We start from the raw sequence: 15,949 nt of genomic DNA, 5'->3' as shown, positions 1-15,949 counted from the left end.
CGCGGTTCAGCTTCAGGGCAGAGATCAGGACTTGGGTGCCAACCAGCTGTCTTCCGCTTCGATGCCGTCCGGTTCCCAGGTCCAGGTGATCTTTTCGTAGGTAAAGGACACATCTTCCATGTGCCCCATCTGGCGGGTGTCCAAACCGAGGCAGTTGGGGACCCAGGCCCGTATGCTGGTGATGATGGCGTTCTCAAGCTGTACTTTGTAGTACTTCTCTTCCGTGCCTTTCGGGGAAATGCGGTAGTACTCCAGTACCACCTTACTCATTTGTTCCCCCGACGTCAGTGCTTGGAATAGTTTGGGTGAGGACTTGTCGATTTCTTTGGTGAGGGTCAGGGGGCCATGAATCCGTTTGCCGGTTGGCAGCCCGGTCTGGGGGCTCTTGGGGATTTCGATGGTGTGATCGGCCGCCTGTACGAGGATTTTTCCTTCGTGACCTCTGACCAGGACGGAGCCGTCAATGGGCCCCTGGTTTTGGCCTTCGAGGGAGAGGTAACACGGCATCGGCATGGTTGTTTCCTTTCGTTCTGGATTGGAATAAGAGTGGTCTGCCAATCATTTCGGACAGATTGGCGGCCCCGTCATGAAGGGGCCGTAAGTGGTGTATGGCGCCCGCCGCCGTGATCGGCGGCGGTGGCTTGGATGGATTAGTTCTTCTCCAGCTTGCCGACCAGGGAGAGGGTGAAAGAGGCGCCCATGTACTTGAAATGGGGGCGAACCTTCAGGTCGACCTTGTACCAACCAGGTTCTCCGTCGACGTCGTTGACGGAGATTTCCGCCTGACGCAGGGGGCGGCGGCTGCGCACCCCTTCTGCCGGGTTGTCCATATCGGCTACGTACTGGCGAATCCAGGCGTTAAGCTCGGTTTCGAGATCGCCACGTTCCTTCCAAGTGCCAATGTTTTCCCGCTGGATCACCTTGATGTAGTGGGCCAGTCGGCTGACGACAAACATGTAGGGAAGCTGGGTGCTGAGCTTGTAGTTGAGCTCTGCTTCCTTGGCTTCCTTGGTGTTGCCAAAAAATTTTGGCTTTTGCACCGAATTGGCAGAGAAGAAGGCCGCGTTGTCGCTGTTCTTGCGCATGGTGAGGGCGATGAAGCCTTGCTCGGCCAGTTCGAACTCGCGCCGTTCGGAAATCAAGACCTCGGTGGGGATTTTGTTTTGCAATTCCCCCATGGATTCATAGCTGTAGACCGGCAGGTCTCCCACCGTCCCGCCCCCCTGGGGACCGATGACGTTGGCGCACCAGCGGTAGTCGGCAAAGCTGTCGGTCAGGCGCGAGGCAAAGGCGAAGGCTGCATTGCCCCACAGGAAGTCCTGGTTGCCCCCCGAAACGTCCTCCTTGTAATTGAAGGTCTTGGCCGGCACCGTGTCGGCCCCGTAGGGAACGCGCAGTAGGAAATGGGGCAGGGTCAGGCCGACGTAGCGGGCATCTTCGGTTTCGCGGAAGGCATTCCACTTGGTGAATTGGGGCCCCTCGAATACCGATTCGAGATCCTTCAGATTCGGTAGCTGGTCATACGTGTCAACGCCAAAGAATTCCGGGCCGGTTGCGGCGATGAAAGGGGCATGGCTCATGGAGGCGACACTGGCTGCATGCTGCAACAGCTTGATGTCCTGTCCGCCAGGGCCGAATTCGTAATTGGCTACGATGGCGCCAAAGGGTTGCCCACCAAACTGCCCGTATTCGGCGGTGTAAAGATTCTTGTACAGCCCGGATTTGGTGATGTCGGCAGCATCTTCGAAATCATCGAGCAGTTTGTCTTTGCTGCAGGAGAGCATCTGTATCTTGATGTTCTCCCGGAAATTAGTGCGGTCCACCAAAAACTTGAGAGAGCGCCAAGCTGACTCCAGCTTTTGGAAGTCCTGGTGATGCAGGATGGCGTCCACCTGGGCACAGAGCTTCTTGTCCAACTCGGCGATCATGTCGTCGACCGTGGCCTGGGTCACCCGTTCTACGGCCCGTTGAGGTTCCAACAACTGGGAAATGAATGCCTGAATGCCTTGTTTGGTGATCGAATAGGCGTCGTCGCCGGGCTTGATGCGCGCGGTTTCCACCAGTTGGTCCAAGAGTGAGCCGCTCTCTCCGACGACGGCCACTTCAGCTGCTTGCTGCTTTTGTTCTTCGCTCATTGCTTGGCCCTCGCCTGGTTACTGGTCTTGGATGCCGAGTTCAGCCAGCAGGCGGGCACGCACCCCCGCGTCCTGAACCAATTCCTGCACCTGCTTGCGAAAATCTGGGATGTTGCCGAGGGGGCCCTTCAATGCCTTGAGGGCCTCGCGCAGGGCGATCAATTGCTTGAGTTCCGGAACCTTGTCGACGATGGCATCAGGAGAAAAATCGTTGATGTTGTCGATGGTCATGCTGATGACGAGCATTTCGTTGGCGTCAGCGTTTTCATCCAGCTTGTTGGGAACCGTCAGATTGAGAGACAGCTTCTGCGCCTTGAGGACCTCGTTAAAGTTGTCCTTGTCCACATTGATCGGTTTCATTTCCTCCAGGGGTGTATCGTCCGAACGCAGGGTGTAGTCGCCCAAAATCAGCAACTTCAGAGGCAATTCAACTTCGGCCTGGGCATCGCCAGAAGTAGGCCGGTAGACGATATTGACGCGTTCTTTTGGCGCAACGGACCCATCGGAAGCCATGGGAATCTCCTTGTGTTCGATCGGTGGTCGAGATGGAAGTCACATCTCAAGACTGCAAATGCCGTACTACCGCGATCCGGTACGCCGGTACGAGCAAGCAGCGCAGGGGAGCTTCCGCCCGGAGCAGAGTTCCCGGCAGAATTTCGCCTTGACGTCCTGGGTCAAGGGCAAACATCTCGTGAGGCGGCGAGGCGAAGCGGAATGCTCCCTGCCGCTATAATCCCTAGCCGTTTGGTGGGGGGTCAATCATGCCGATAGACTAGAAAGGACTAGGTCGAGGACTAGTCCTTTAGTTGTCTTGGCTTGATTTTTGATGCAAATGTCACGACTAGGTGGTGAAAGCTATCCATGAAATTCCTGCTCATCGATGATCATGCGTTGTTCCGTCACGGCCTATTGCTGCTGTTGGAAAAACTACCCGGTGATCACGAGTTTCTGCAGGCAGATGATTGCGAAGGGGCGTTTGCACTTCTAGATGGCCATCGGAATCCGGATCTCATCCTGCTTGATCTGGCGTTGCCGGGGATGAACGGCTTGGATGGGGTGCAGCGCTTTCGTGAGTTGTGTCCAACAACGCCGATCGTGCTGCTCTCGGCCAACGAAAATCCCCAATTCATCATGGACGGCATGGGTCGGGGGGCCCATGGTTTTATTCCCAAATCTGCCAAGCCCGAGGTGGTGATGGCGGCGTTACAAGTGGTTTTGGCAGGAGGCACCTACATGCCATCCCTGCGCGCCTTGCGCCCACCGGTTTCCGGGACCGACTCCCAGGCGCTGACCGAGCGCCAGCGTGAGGTTCTGGCGTTACTGGCGAGGAATAAATCGAACAAGGAAATAGCCGATGCCTTGGGAATGCGTGTAAACACGGCACGCGTTCATGTGTCCGCCATCCTCAAGAGCCTGGGAGTCGAGTCCCGGGAAGATGCCGCGCGCGTCGCACTGGGGCAATTGGTGGTCTCCGATGGCGCTTGATGTGGACGCTTCTCCGAGCACGATATCGACCCAGCAGATGCAGGTTCGAGCGGAACAGATCGACATCTTGTTCCGCAATACGCCGTTTTCGCTGCTGACCAACCTCTTGCTTTCATCCGGTCTGGCCTGGGTGCTGTGGGATGTGGCCGACCATGGCACGATCATTGGTTGGTGGCTGACCATTGCCTTTTTCGTCGTGGTGCGCGTGGGGTTGTTATTCGGTTATCGGCGATGTCCGGAGACGGGCGCTGCGCCTTGGCACACCTATTTGACAATCGCGACTGTGTTGGCAGGAGGGGTCTGGGGGGCTGCCGGGTGGTTATTTTTTATTCCGGATTCACCGGTGGCGCTGATCTTTGTCACGATCGTTCTGGCGGGCATCGCTGCCGGTTCCGTACCCGCTTACTCGGCATGGCCGCCCGCGCAGTACTCCGCGATTCCCACCGCCTTGCCTATTGCCCTGTGCTACCTGTTTGCTGGTGGTCATTTCTGGGTCATGGGGCTGATGTGCCTGCTGTACCTGGCCAATGTCCTGACTTCCGCCCGTCGTTTGTCCCAGGGGCTGATCGAGTCTTTGCAGCTGCGCTTGGAGAAGCAGCAGTTGGTGCAGCAATTACAGACGGAAAAAGCAGCGGCGGAAGCAGCGCGGGCAAAAGCGGAAGAGGCCAATCAGGCGAAATCCCGTTTTCTCGCTGCTGCCAGCCATGATCTTCGCCAACCCCTGCATGCGGTCAATTTGTTTGTTGAGGCGCTGCGCCATGCTCAGGATGCCGACAAGGCGGAGCAGGTACTGGCGTATTTGGGGGCTTCCGCCCAAGCCCTGGAGGAGTTGCTCAACGATCTGCTCGATATTTCTAAGCTCGAAGCGGGTTTGTTGAAACCCCAGAATATGGTGGTGGAAGTACAAAAGTTGTTTGACGGTCTGGCCCAGGAATTGAGGCCGATCGCGGAGCAAAAAGGGCTCGATCTCGGATTTGTTCCCTCCCGTCTGACGGTCTGGAGTGACCCTCAGATGCTGGCGCGCATCCTGCGCAACATCATTACCAATGCAATTCGATATACCGACAAGGGTGCGGTGTTGGTCGGTTGTCGCCGACAGGGCGATGGGGAGGTGGCGCTGGCGGTTTACGATACGGGGCCCGGTATCGCGCCTGAGTACCATGAGGCAATTTTTCGAGAGTTCTACCAGATCGGCAATCCGGAGCGGGATCGGCGCAAGGGGCTCGGGCTGGGTTTGGCGATTGTAGACAATCTGTGCCGCTTGCTCGGCCACCGCTTGGATTTGCGCTCGACGCTGGGGCGAGGCTCTGTTTTTTCCGTTCGGGTTCCTGTCTGTGTGGAACAGGACGTTCAGTCCCCCATGCCTGACGAAGCCACATCGCTTGGTTTTGGAGGGTGGGCCGTGCTGGTGATCGACGATGAGCCCGCCATTTGCCAAGCCATGGAAGAAGTCTTGGTCTGTTGGGGATGCCCCGTCCTGACTGCGCTCAGTGCCCAGGATGCCTTGGCAAGCATGGCTGCTGAGGGTTTCGTGCCGGATGTCATCGTGGCGGATTACCGATTGCGCGGAGGGGCAAAGGGTAGCGAGACCATTGCGGAGGTTCGTCGCGCGCTGGGGCGTTCTGTCCCTGCAATGATTTTGACGGGGGACACGGCTCCCGAGCGGCTTCGGGAAGCTAGTGCGAGCGGTTATCTCTTGCTCCACAAACCGATACAGCCCGCACGCTTGCGAGCTGCGCTGATGCATTTGGGAAGCGCCGAGGCCCTCGCTGCTGCATCCGCCTAGTGCGTCCGGAAGTGAGGCCATTGCGGCGGCGGATGTCGCGGGGTCTTCGCGATGGGGACAGTACGACACATTGCTGCCGTGAGGGCTCCGGGCCCGTCCCAGGCGTTCAAGGGTCAGCAAATGCAAACGCCCCGGTGGTTGTCCACCGGGGCGTGTTTCGTAGTGCGGCGTGATGCTGCCCGGGCGCTCAGGCCGGTCGCGCGGCTGCCCGGGCGTGGCCTTCGTCGGCGAGGCGGTCGAGCAGGGCGAGCAGGTCGCGGCTGGCGGCTTCAACCTTGCCCATCTGCTGCACCACCCGCTCGTCGTCGTTGTCCGCCAGGGCGGCTACGGCCAGGCTGGCTTCGTGGTGCATCGCCCGCTGCGGGGCGGCCAGGGCGTTGAAGGCGGGCTGGTGGCCGAAGCGGTTGCGCCCTTCGCTGTTCATCCACTGGGCCAGGCGGCAATCTTCGGCATCGCTCAGGACGTGGCTGCTGCCGTCGGCCAGGGCGTGATAGGCCTCCTGCTTGAAGACCACCCGGTCCACCTTCATCAGCGATACCAGGGCCCGGTCTTCCACGCCGGCGACCCGGTCGATCACTTCGGCGGAGGTCTCCGCCACCCGGGCGAAGCGCTGGCGGAAGTCTTCCACCGCGGCGCGCACGGTCCCGGCTACCGAGCCGGCGCTGCCGGCCTCGCTGTTCATCGCTTCGATGCGTGCCGACAAGGTGCCGAGCACCTTTTGCACATCGTCCACCGTGTTCTTGCTGCGGCTGGCCAGCTTGGTCACCTCGTCGGCCACTACGGCGAAGCCACGCCCGGCCTCGCCGGCCCGGGCGGCTTCGATGGCCGCGTTGAGGGCTAGCAGGTTGGTCTGTTCGGCGATGGCGGCAATGCCGGTGAGTGCCCGTTCGATGCCTTGCCATTCCTGGCGCAGGGCGCCGGCCGCGTCGCCGACGGTGGCCACCGTGGCGGCGATGGTGTCCAGGTGACCGCCCAGGTCGGCGCTCACGGCCAGGCTGGTGCGGGCCGAATCGGCATTCTCGCGGGCGATGTCGGCCACCGTACCGACGGCCTCGGTGATGCGCTGCAGGTCGGTCTGGCTGGAGGCCAGGTTGGCGCGCAGGTTGTCGGTGTTGAGGGTGTGCAGGCGCGAGGCCAGGCGGTTCTGGCGCACGTAGCGGTCATTTTCGCCCATGGCTTGGACCGCCTTGGCGACGTTGTCGAGGGAGATGGAAAACACGCCGGGCATGCCGCTGGCAATGGGGCGGCGGCTGTAGTCGCCACCGCTGACGCGGCGGAAGCAGGTGTTGATTTCCTTGAAGTAGGTTTCCACCAGGTCGAGCAGGTCGTTCAACTCCCAGGCCACCAGGCCGATTTCGCCCAGCCCCCGGGTTTCCGTGGCGCGGTGGTGCAGTTCACCCTGGCGAGCGTGGGCCAGTTGCTCATGAATCACCATCAGCACCCGGAACGGCCGTCGGGCGGCGCGGATGGCCACGCCGGTGATCGTCAGGGCCACCACGGGGATGATCGCCAGGGCGAGCAGGCAGTCGGGTACCAGATAGGCGAGGACCACCGCAGCGATCACCAGGGCGTTGAGAAAGACCAGCAGCAGCTTCAGCTGGGTGCTGAGGAAGGGGATGTTCTGACGGGAGGCGGGCGCGTTCATTTGCCACCCTCCAGGCCGAAACCGGCCAGGTCGAGGACGAAGCGCTCGTAGCTGACGCCCAGCTTGGCCAGTTCGCCGGCCAGCCATTCCATCGAACGGTCCGGGCCAGCCTGTTTGCCTGCTTCCTGCTCGATGGCGCGCATCCGGGCGTAGATCGGCTCGATCGCCGTGCGAGCTTCGGCGCGCAGGTGGCGGCGCACCGAGAAGTAGCCCTGCAGCTTGCCCGCCGCGTCGTAGTCCGGGGTGATGTTGGCAAAGACCCAGTAAAAGCCGCCGCTGGCGGTGCAGTTCTTCACCGCGGCAAAGAATTCGTGTCCGGCGGCTAGGGTCTTCCACATCAGGCGGAAGGCCCCCCGGGGCATGTCCGGATGGCGGATGATGTTGTGCGGATGACCCAGCAATGCCGCTTCAGGGGCGCCGACGATGCGCATGAAAGTACGGTTGGCGTAGGTGATACGGCCCTGGGGATCGGTCTTGGTAATGATGACGTCGTCGGGGAGGACCGGGGTTTCCGATCCGTGGGGGGATGAGTGGAACACCATGGGCGATGGGCGCGGGCAAAAAAGTAGGAGTATGACGTTAAGCATAGCCACCCCCCGGCGCCTTCCGCCTGACCTGGGTCAACCTCGCCACCCGGTAGGTGGGGGAAGTTGGCCCAGGTGCGGAAAATGTCACACGCCCCTGGTGTGGGGTGGGGGTCAGGCCTTGGGCAGCCGGCCCATCAGGTAGAACTCGTCGTTGGGCCGCATGCTGGTCATGTTGGCCAGCCGGTTGCTCATGGCGAAGAAGGCGGCGATGGCGCCGATGTCCCAGATGTCCTCGTCGTCAAAGCCGTGCTCGCGCAAGGCGGCGAGGTCGGCGTCGTCCACCTCCTGGGCGCGCAGGGCCACCTTCAGGGCGTAGTCGAGCATGGCGCGCTGGCGCGGGGTGATGTCGGCCTTGCGGTAGTTGATCGCCAGCTGGTCGGCGATCTGCGGATTCTTGGCGCGGATGCGCAGGATGGCGCCGTGGGCCACCACGCAGTACTGGCACTGGTTGGCGCCGGAGGTGGCGACCACGATCATCTCGCGCTCGGCCTTGGTCAGGCCGCCGTCCTTTTCCATCAGGGCGTCGTGGTAGGCGAAGAAGGCGCGAAATTCGTCGGGCCGGCGGCTCAGGGTGAGAAATACGTTGGGTACGAAGCCGGCTTTCTCCTGCACGGCGAGCAGCTTGGTGCGGATGTCCTCGGGCAGGTCGGCGAGGGCAGGAACGGAAAAGCGGCTGATGGGGGCGGTCATGAATGTCTCCATATCGTTATGGTGAAATGAGGCACCGCCCCAGTCGGGGCGGTGCCAGGTGTTGCCAGGGGGGCTACAAGGTCAATCCGGAGTCAGCCGCGGCTGGTACACATGGTGGTGGCTTCGCCTTCGATGACGGTCTTGCCGGCGACGGAGCAAACGGTCTGCAGCACGCAGCGCTTCTTGGCCACGTCCACCTCCTTGACGGTGATGGTGGCGGTGACGGTGTCACCGGGGCGCACCGGTGCCTTGAACTTGAGGGTCTGGCCCAGGTAGATGGTGCCGGGGCCAGGCAGCTTGTTGGCCAGCACGGCGGAAATGAATCCGGCGGACAGCATGCCGTGGGCGATGCGCCCGCCGAACATGGTGGTCTTGGCGTATTCCTCGTTGAGGTGTACCGGGTTGGTGTCCATGGACACCCCGGAAAACAGGATCAGGTCCGCCTCGGTGACGGTCTTGGCCAGGCTCGCGCTCATGCCGGGTTGCAGGTCTTCGATGTCGTAGCCGTTCTGGGCGTTCATGGCGATGGTTTTCCCTGAAGTGAGCGGTGAAGGTCAAAATTACGCAGTAACAGAGTGACAGCGATAGCCATCCCGGTCGATCATACCTCCGAACCCCATGACAATTGTGTTGCAGTGCCGTAACCGCGCGGCCCGCAACCCGAATCCCCATCCTTCCCCAGGAGAAACACTGATGACGATGCTTGAAAAAGAAACCAGCACCGAGTTCGACAGCCTGATGCCCCGGGTCGGCTTCAGCCGGCGCGGCTTCCTGGTCGGCAGCATTGCTGCCGGCTTTGCCCTGGCGACCCAGCCGGTGATGGCCCAGACGGCCATCGACACCACCCCGGACGGGCTGGTGACCGGCATCGAGCCCCTGGTCGGCGCCGACCGTCACCCGGTGCCGGCCTACTATGCCCGCCCGGAAGGCAAGGGGCCGTTCCCAGTGGTGCTGGTGGCCTCGGAAATCTTCGGCGTGCACCACTACATCCAGGATGTGTGCCGGCGCCTGGCCCATCAGGGCTACTTCGCCATCGCCCCGGACCTGTTCGTGCGTCAAGGCGATCCGACCAAGATCAGCAACGTCCAGCAGATTCTCGATGGCATCGTTGCCAAGGTGCCGGACGCCCAGGTGCTGGGCGACCTGGACGCGGCGGTGAAGTTCGCCACTGCCCACGGCGGCGACGCCAAGCGCCTGTACATGACCGGCTTCTGCTGGGGGGGGCGCATCACCTGGTTGTACGCCGCCCACAACTCGACCCTCCGCGCCGCGGTGGCCTGGTATGGCAAGGTCGATGGCGCCCCCAGCGCCCTGGCCCCGAAGCAGCCTGTCGATCTGGCCGCCGGTCTGACCGTGCCGGTGCTCGGCCTCTATGGCGGCAAGGACCAGGGGATTCCCCTCGACGACGTGGAGGAAATGAAAGGAGCCTTGAAGAAGGGCAAGAGCGGTTCGGACATTGTCGTCTTCCCCGAGGCCGGCCACGCCTTTCATGCCGATTACCGGCCCAGCTATCGCAAGGCCGAGGCCGAGGAGGGGTGGAAGCGCCTGCTTGACTGGTACGCCCGCCACGGTAGCGGCCGGGGCTGATCCGGCCAGGAAAGCCGGGGCTTGCCTTGGGGCAGGCCGCCATAAAAAAACGGGGGCCGCGGCCCCCGTTTTCGTTGCCCATATGCAGGGCTGCATCAGGCGATGCTGGTGCACACGTACTTCACTTCCAGGTATTCCTCCAGACCGTAATGGGCCCCCTCGCGGCCCAGGCCGGATTGCTTGACCCCGCCGAAGGGTGCCACCTCGTTGGAGATGAGGCCGGTATTGACCCCCACCATGCCGTATTCCAGGGCTTCGGATACCCGGTGGCAGCGGCCCACGTCGCGGCTGTAGAAGTAGGCGGCCAGACCGTACTCGGTGGCGTTGGCCAGGCGCACCGCCTCGTCCTCGCTAGCGAACCGGAACAGCGGGGCCACCGGGCCGAAGATTTCCTCCCGGGCCAGACGCATCGCCGGGGTCACCTCGGCCAGCACCGTCGGCTGGAAGAAATGGCCGTCCCGGGCCCAGGCGTCCTCTAGCCGAGCGCCGCCGGTCAGCACGCGGGCCCCCTTGGCCAGGGCATCGGCCACCAGTTCCTCGACCTTGGCCAGGCCGGCGCCGTCGATCAACGGCCCCTGCTGTACCCCGACCTCGGCGCCGTTACCGACCCGGAGCTGGGCCACCTTGTCGGCCAAGGCGGCCGCAAAGCGCGCGTAGATGCCCTCCTGGACCAGCACCCGGTTGGCGCAGACGCAGGTCTGGCCGGTGTTGCGGTACTTGGCGGCCATCAGCCCGTCCACGGCCGCGTCTACGTCGGCGTCGTCGAAGACGATGAAGGGAGCGTTGCCGCCCAGTTCCAGGGACAGTTTCTTCAGGGTTGGCGCGCTCTGCGCCATGAGCAGCCGGCCGACCTCGGTGGAGCCGGTGAACGACAGCTTGCGTACCACCGGACTGGCGGTCAGGGTCGCGCCGATGGCTGGCGCATCGGCAGCGTCGCCGGTGACCACGTTGAACACTCCGGCGGGAAGGCCCGCCCGGTCGGCCAATTCGGCCAGGGCCAAGGCGGTGAGCGGCGTCTGTTCGGCCGGTTTGACCACCACCGGACAGCCGGCGGCCAGGGCCGGGGCCACCTTGCGGGTGATCATGGCGGCGGGGAAGTTCCACGGCGTGATCGCCGCGGCCACCCCGATCGGTTGCTTGATCACCGCCAGGCGCTTGTCCGGGGCGGTGGTGGGGATGGTCTCGCCGTAGGCGCGCTTGCCTTCCTCGGCGAACCACTCGACGAAGGAGGCGGCGTAGGTCACTTCGCCGCGGGCCTCGGCCAGGGGTTTGCCGCCCTCGGCGGTAATCAGTTGTGCCAAGTCCTCGGCATGGGCATTCATCAGGTCGAACCAGCGACGCAGGATCTGGCCCCGCTCCTTGGCGGTGCGGGCACGCCAGGCCGGCCAGGCGGCCTCGGCGGCGGCGATGGCGCGCTGGGTTTCGGCGCTGCCGCAGCGCGGCACCCGAGCCAGTACGGTGCCGCTGGCCGGGTTGGTCACGGGGAAAGTGGCCTCGTCGTCGGCGCTGATCCACTGGCCGTCGACGTAGGCGAGCTGTTGCAGCAAATGGCTGTCTTGGAGAGAAAGAATGGTGCTCATGACTTGATTTTTCCGTCGGGTAGGCGAGATTATTAACAAACCACTTTAAGAGCGCCGGCTAGGTCCGGCTCCGTTATGGCCTTCGATCGTCTTGTCTGTCGCGATTTTTTCCCTTCGGCCTGGCGCCTCGCCCCCTGGTTGGTGGCACTGTGCCTGGCGGCCTGCAGCGGGCCTGCTCCCCGGCCCGGGGAAACGTCCCGCTCCACTATAGCGCAGCCCTCCCGGGAACTTGTGCCCCAAGCGCAGGAGGTGGTGTTCTACGCCCTTGGACTGCTCGATACCGGCTATCGTTTCGGCGGCAAGAACCCGGAGGCCGGCCTCGACTGCAGCGGCATGGTCAGCTTCATCTACGACCGGGCCGCCGGGCTGCGCCTGACCGGTTCGGCCGCCGATCTGGCGCAGAAGGGCCGTCCGGTGGGCAGTGCCGACCTGCGCCCCGGTGACCTGGTGTTCTTCAATACCCTCAACCGGCCCTACTCCCACGTCGGCATCTATATCGGTGACAACCGCTTCGTCCACGCGCCCAACTCCCGTGGCAAAATCCGGGTAGACCGTCTGGACGCCCGCTACTACGCCGAGCGTTTCGAAGCGGCCCGCACCATGTTCGATTGAAGCGGGCGGCCAAGACCGGCGCGTCGCCATAAAAAACGGGCAGAGGGATGAAGCGGTGTTCGCACCGTCCACAAACTGCCATCTGGAGACAGCTTCATGACCATCCCCGCCGCCTTCCGCGGACGGATGACGGTGCCTGCCATCGTCGCCCCGATGTTCCTCGTGTCCGGCCCGGACTTGGTGTCCGCCGCCTGCCGTGCCGGGGTCGCCGCCTCGTTCCCCAGCCTCAACGCCCGGCCCCTGGAAACCCTGGACGCCTGGTTCGGCCAGCTCAACGAAACTCTGGACGAGACCCACGCCCCCTACGGCGTCAACCTCATCCTGCATCCGTCCAACACCCGCCTGGCCGACGACCTGGCCCTGGTGGTGAAGCACAAGGTGCCCTTCGTCATCACCAGCCTGGGCAACCCGGCGCCGGTGGTGGAAGCGGTGCATGCCTACGGCGGTGTGGTGTTCTCCGACGTGATCCACGCCTACCACGCCAAGAAGGCCATCGAGGCCGGGGTGGACGGCATCATCGCCGTGGGCGCCGGCGCCGGCGGCCACGCCGGCACGCAAAGCCCCTTCGCCCTGATCCGCGAGATCCGCGAGTTCTGGAACGGCACCCTGATCCTGGGCGGCGCCATTTCCGACGGCGCCAGCATCCGCGCCGCCGAAGTGCTCGGCGCCGACTTCGCCTACATGGGCACCCGCTTCATCGCCACCCAGGAGTCCATGGCCCAGCCGGCCTACAAGGACATGCTGACCACCGCCGGGCCCCGCGACATCGTCTATACCCCGGCCGTCTCCGGCACCAACGCCAACTTCCTCTGGCCCAGCCTGGAGAAGGCCGGCTACACCCAGGAAAGCCTGGCTGCCGGCGGCAAGCCGGCCAACCACGACTACGGCGAGGAAGCCAAGGCCTGGCGCGACGTGTGGAGCGCCGGCCACGGCGTCGCCACCATCCACGATGTGCCCACGGTGGCCGCACTAGCCGCCCGGCTGGCCGAGGAATACCGGCTGGCCTGCGCCCTCCCGCCGTCGCCGGCCTTGCGCGCCTGATCCAGGCAAGCCGCCAACTGCCGTCGTATCGGCCAACGGGGCGCGTCGCGACGCGCCCCATTGGCGTTTACCCGGCTGCCGGGCGATCCATTTCCCGCCTTTCTATTCCCTTTGCCACCCCTTCGGTGCTAGGGTTGCGCCTTGCCAGCGGCATGGCCCGGCGCCGTGCCGGCCCCTTGCTTGCCGCATCCGCGATTTTTCAGCCTGTGTTGCCCATGCCCGCCATCGACGAACGCCAGATCGACACGCTCCTCAAAGGGGTCCAGATTCCCCCTTGTCCGGCCATCCTCAACCAGCTTTCCCGCGAAATGGAGCACGAGGCGGTCAGCCTGCCGCGGGTCAGCCGCCTGATCAACCAGGACGTGGCCCTGGCTGCCGGGGTGTTGAAGATCGCCAACTCCCCCCTGTTTGGTGGGCGCCAGGTCGGCTCGGTCAACGAGGCCCTGAGCCTGCTCGGGTTGAAGAATGTCTTCAACCTGGTGATCAACCAACTGGTGCGCAATATTCAGGCGGCCGGCGAGCGCCCCCCCGCCATGGCACGCTTCTGGGACAGCGCCGCCTATACCGCGACGGTATGCGCCATGCTGGCCGCCCAACTGCCCGGCACGTCCCGGGAGACGGCCTACAGCTTCGGCCTGTTCCGCGACTGCGGCATGCCGCTGCTGATGCAGAAGTATGCCGATTACAAGGACGTGCTGAAGCGCGCCAACGCCACCGAGGGGCTGCGCTACACCCAGGTCGAGGATGCCGCCTACGGTACCAACCACGCCGTGGTCGGTTATCTGTTCGCCCGCCAGTGGGGCCTCTCCGACGTCATCTGCCAGGCCATCCTGTCGCACCACGACTTCGTCTCCCTGGATCACGAGGCGGGCTTGCCGGACGAGACGTGCACCCTGATCGCCCTCAACCTGCTGGCGGAACGGATCGTGAACCTGTTCCTGCGGGTCAACGACGAGGCCGAGTGGCTCAAGGGCAAGCATGCGGCCTGCACCTTCTTCGGCCTGGCCGAGCAGGACCTGGACGACATCGTGGACGACGCCCTGGTGCGTCTGGAACAGGCCCGGGCCGCCAAGGCCGCCTGAGCGCGGGGCCGCCCGACCCGGCTGTGGCCGGGCCTCAGAGCAGGAACAGGGTGGCCAGGCCGAGGAAGATGAAGAAGCCGCCGGAGTCGGTGACGGCGGTGATCATGACGCTGGAGCCCACCGCCGGATCGCGCCCGAGGCGCGCCAGGGTGACCGGAATGGCCACGCCGACGGTGGCCGCCAGCAGCAGGTTGAGGGTCATCGCCGAGGTCATCACCAGCCCCAGCGCCAGGGAACCGTAGAGCGCCCAGGCGAGCACCCCGAGCAACCCCCCCCAGACCAGGCCGTTGATCAGGGAGACTCCCAGTTCCTTGCGGTAGAGGCGCCGCGCGTGGTCCGGCGAGAGCTGGCCGAGGGCGATGGCGCGCACGATCATGGTGATGGTCTGGTTGCCCGAATTGCCGCCGATGCCGGCGACGATCGGCATCAGGGCGGCCAGGGCCACCAGCTTCTCGATGGAGCCCTCGAACAGGCCGATCACCCGGGAGGCGATGAAGGCCGTCACCAGGTTGATGGCCAGCCAGGCCCAGCGGTTCTTCACCGAATTCCACACCGGGGCGAAGATGTCCTCCTCCTCGCGCAGACCGGCCTGGGCCAGTTGTTCGCTTTCGCTCTCCTCGCGGAAGTAGTCGAGCACGGCGGCCACATCCAAGCGCCCCACCAGCTTGCCCTCGGCGTCCACCACCGGGGCCGAGACCAGGTCGTAGCGGTCGAAGGCCTCGGCCGCGTCGTCGGCCGGGTCGTGGGGGGTAAAGCGCAGGGTGTCGCTGCGCATCACCGCGGTGACTTCGGTTTCCGGCTCGGAGACGAGCAGGCGCGACAGGGACAGCACCCCCTGCAGCACGTCGTTGCGGTCCACCACGAACAGCTGGTCGGTGTGATCGGGCAGGGCGTCGAAGCGGCGCAGGTAGCGGAACACCACTTCCAGGGTGACGTCCTCGCGCACCGTCACCATGTCGAAATCCATCAGCGCCCCCACCGTGCCTTCCGGGTAGGACAGGGCAGCGCGCAGCTGCTCCCGTTCCTCATGGGGCAGGGTCTGGAACAGGCTCTGCACCACCTCCCGGGGCAGGTCCGGGGCCAGGTCGGCCAGCTCGTCGGCGTCCAGGGTCTGGGCCGCCGCCGTCAGTTCGGCCGGGGCCATCGAGGCAATCAGGGTTTCCCGTACCGCGTCCGAGACCTCGAGCAGGATCTCGCCGTCGCGCTCGGCCTTGACCAGGTTCCAGACCATCAGGCGGTCGGGCAGGGGCAGGGCTTCGAGGATGGTGGCGATGTCCGCCGGGTGCATCTTGTCGAGCTTGCCGCGCAGCTCGGCCAGGTGGCGCTTGTGCACCAGGGACTCGACCAGGTCGTGGCGGGGCATTTCCTGGCGATGCACCAGATCCTCCACCAGGCGGTGCCGCGCCAGCAGGGTCTGCACCTCGGCCAGGCGCGCCTGCAGGGCGTCCGCATCCCCCATGGGCGTCAACTCGTGATCGTTGTCGGATGGCGGCATGGCGGGCCTGCTGGGGAAGGGGGGCGAATCCGGCGGCGGGAGGGGGGCGCAGAGCCGGGGCTGCTCACGATTCTAGCACCCGGTCGAGGTCAATTTTTTGACAGTCCGCTGCCCGCAAGGGCACGTCGTTTGGCGTTCTTGGATAGGGGTGCCCGGAGATCAAGGAATGGCGCGGCTTTCCAGATGGCCTGCCTGGAGATCGAGTATTGGCGCGGGGTTTGGCC

General features: G+C 64.1%; 15 protein-coding genes. 6 read left to right on the top strand and 9 right to left on the bottom strand.

The window, feature by feature from the left end:
- Positions 1–24: 24 nt before the first annotated feature.
- The 3 genes from OTERR_RS14555 to tssB all read right to left on the bottom strand — a co-directional run bounded on the left by OTERR_RS14555 (position 25) and on the right by tssB (position 2,648).
- The gene (locus OTERR_RS14555; protein ID WP_149426198.1) at positions 25–513 is read right to left on the bottom strand and encodes an Hcp family type VI secretion system effector; all 489 of its coding nucleotides are present in this window, start codon (positions 511–513) and stop codon (positions 25–27) included.
- Between the two features lie 137 nt (positions 514–650).
- Positions 651–2,135, bottom strand: a complete 1,485-nt coding sequence (gene tssC / locus OTERR_RS14550; RefSeq protein WP_149426197.1) for a type VI secretion system contractile sheath large subunit — start codon at positions 2,133–2,135, stop codon at positions 651–653.
- Positions 2,136–2,153: 18 nt separating this feature from the next.
- Positions 2,154–2,648, bottom strand: a complete 495-nt coding sequence (tssB, locus tag OTERR_RS14545) for a type VI secretion system contractile sheath small subunit (RefSeq protein WP_149426196.1) — start codon at positions 2,646–2,648, stop codon at positions 2,154–2,156.
- A 348-nt stretch (positions 2,649–2,996) separates the two neighbouring features.
- Between tssB and OTERR_RS14540 the strand changes: the two genes are divergently transcribed.
- Together OTERR_RS14540 and OTERR_RS14535 are read left to right on the top strand one after the other, a co-directional pair.
- Positions 2,997–3,620, top strand: a complete 624-nt coding sequence (locus OTERR_RS14540) for a response regulator (protein ID WP_149426195.1) — start codon at positions 2,997–2,999, stop codon at positions 3,618–3,620.
- A complete protein-coding gene (locus tag OTERR_RS14535) occupies positions 3,610–5,406 on the top strand; it encodes an ATP-binding response regulator (RefSeq protein ID WP_187775254.1) in 1,797 nt (598 codons plus the stop codon). The genes OTERR_RS14540 and OTERR_RS14535 overlap by 11 nt, the downstream gene beginning before the upstream one ends.
- 187 nt (positions 5,407–5,593) lie before the next feature.
- On the opposite strand, the gene OTERR_RS16610 is transcribed toward OTERR_RS14535, so the two are convergent.
- The 4 genes from OTERR_RS16610 to OTERR_RS14515 all read right to left on the bottom strand — a co-directional run bounded on the left by OTERR_RS16610 (position 5,594) and on the right by OTERR_RS14515 (position 8,849).
- Positions 5,594–7,051 carry a methyl-accepting chemotaxis protein gene (locus OTERR_RS16610; RefSeq protein WP_187775253.1) on the bottom strand — a complete coding sequence of 486 codons (1,458 nt, stop codon included), beginning with the start codon at positions 7,049–7,051 and terminating at the stop codon, positions 5,594–5,596.
- Positions 7,048–7,593: a PAS domain-containing protein gene (locus OTERR_RS14525; protein ID WP_054620320.1), complete on the bottom strand. Its 546-nt coding sequence runs from the start codon at positions 7,591–7,593 to the stop codon at positions 7,048–7,050. Before OTERR_RS14525 ends, OTERR_RS16610 begins: the two co-directional genes overlap by 4 nt.
- Before the next feature lie 156 nt (positions 7,594–7,749).
- Complete coding sequence (locus OTERR_RS14520; protein ID WP_149426192.1) at positions 7,750–8,328, bottom strand: peroxidase-related enzyme; 579 nt, start codon at positions 8,326–8,328, stop codon at positions 7,750–7,752.
- A gap of 92 nt (positions 8,329–8,420) precedes the next feature.
- On the bottom strand, positions 8,421–8,849 hold the full coding sequence (locus tag OTERR_RS14515; protein ID WP_149426191.1) for a MaoC family dehydratase: 429 nt from the start codon (positions 8,847–8,849) through the stop codon (positions 8,421–8,423).
- Between the two features lie 178 nt (positions 8,850–9,027).
- Here OTERR_RS14515 and OTERR_RS14510 point away from each other — a divergent pair, with 178 nt between their 5' ends.
- Positions 9,028–9,915, top strand: a complete 888-nt coding sequence (locus tag OTERR_RS14510) for a dienelactone hydrolase family protein (RefSeq protein WP_149426567.1) — start codon at positions 9,028–9,030, stop codon at positions 9,913–9,915.
- Between the two features lie 95 nt (positions 9,916–10,010).
- Here OTERR_RS14510 and OTERR_RS14505 read toward each other — a convergent pair whose 3' ends face one another.
- The gene (locus OTERR_RS14505; RefSeq protein ID WP_149426190.1) at positions 10,011–11,495 is read right to left on the bottom strand and encodes an NAD-dependent succinate-semialdehyde dehydrogenase; all 1,485 of its coding nucleotides are present in this window, start codon (positions 11,493–11,495) and stop codon (positions 10,011–10,013) included.
- Between the two features lie 231 nt (positions 11,496–11,726).
- Here OTERR_RS14505 and OTERR_RS14500 point away from each other — a divergent pair, with 231 nt between their 5' ends.
- From OTERR_RS14500 to OTERR_RS14490, 3 genes are all read left to right on the top strand, one after another.
- Entirely contained in the window at positions 11,727–12,107 is a 381-nt protein-coding gene (locus OTERR_RS14500; RefSeq protein ID WP_246154200.1) for a C40 family peptidase, read from the top strand.
- Positions 12,108–12,203: 96 nt separating this feature from the next.
- Positions 12,204–13,148 carry an NAD(P)H-dependent flavin oxidoreductase gene (locus OTERR_RS14495; protein ID WP_054620315.1) on the top strand — a complete coding sequence of 315 codons (945 nt, stop codon included), beginning with the start codon at positions 12,204–12,206 and terminating at the stop codon, positions 13,146–13,148.
- Positions 13,149–13,363: 215 nt separating this feature from the next.
- Positions 13,364–14,230, top strand: coding sequence for an HDOD domain-containing protein (locus OTERR_RS14490; protein WP_054620314.1), 867 nt, complete (start codon positions 13,364–13,366; stop codon positions 14,228–14,230).
- Between the two features lie 34 nt (positions 14,231–14,264).
- Here OTERR_RS14490 and mgtE read toward each other — a convergent pair whose 3' ends face one another.
- The gene (gene mgtE / locus OTERR_RS14485; RefSeq protein WP_054620313.1) at positions 14,265–15,689 is read right to left on the bottom strand and encodes a magnesium transporter; all 1,425 of its coding nucleotides are present in this window, start codon (positions 15,687–15,689) and stop codon (positions 14,265–14,267) included.
- Between the last annotated feature and the right edge of the window lie 260 nt (positions 15,690–15,949).

This window comes from Oryzomicrobium terrae (assembly GCF_008274805.1).
Classification (GTDB): Bacteria; Pseudomonadota; Gammaproteobacteria; order Burkholderiales; family Rhodocyclaceae; genus Oryzomicrobium; species Oryzomicrobium terrae.
Note: the sequence above shows the minus strand (reverse complement) of the source record. Positions and strands in the feature narration are given on the sequence as shown.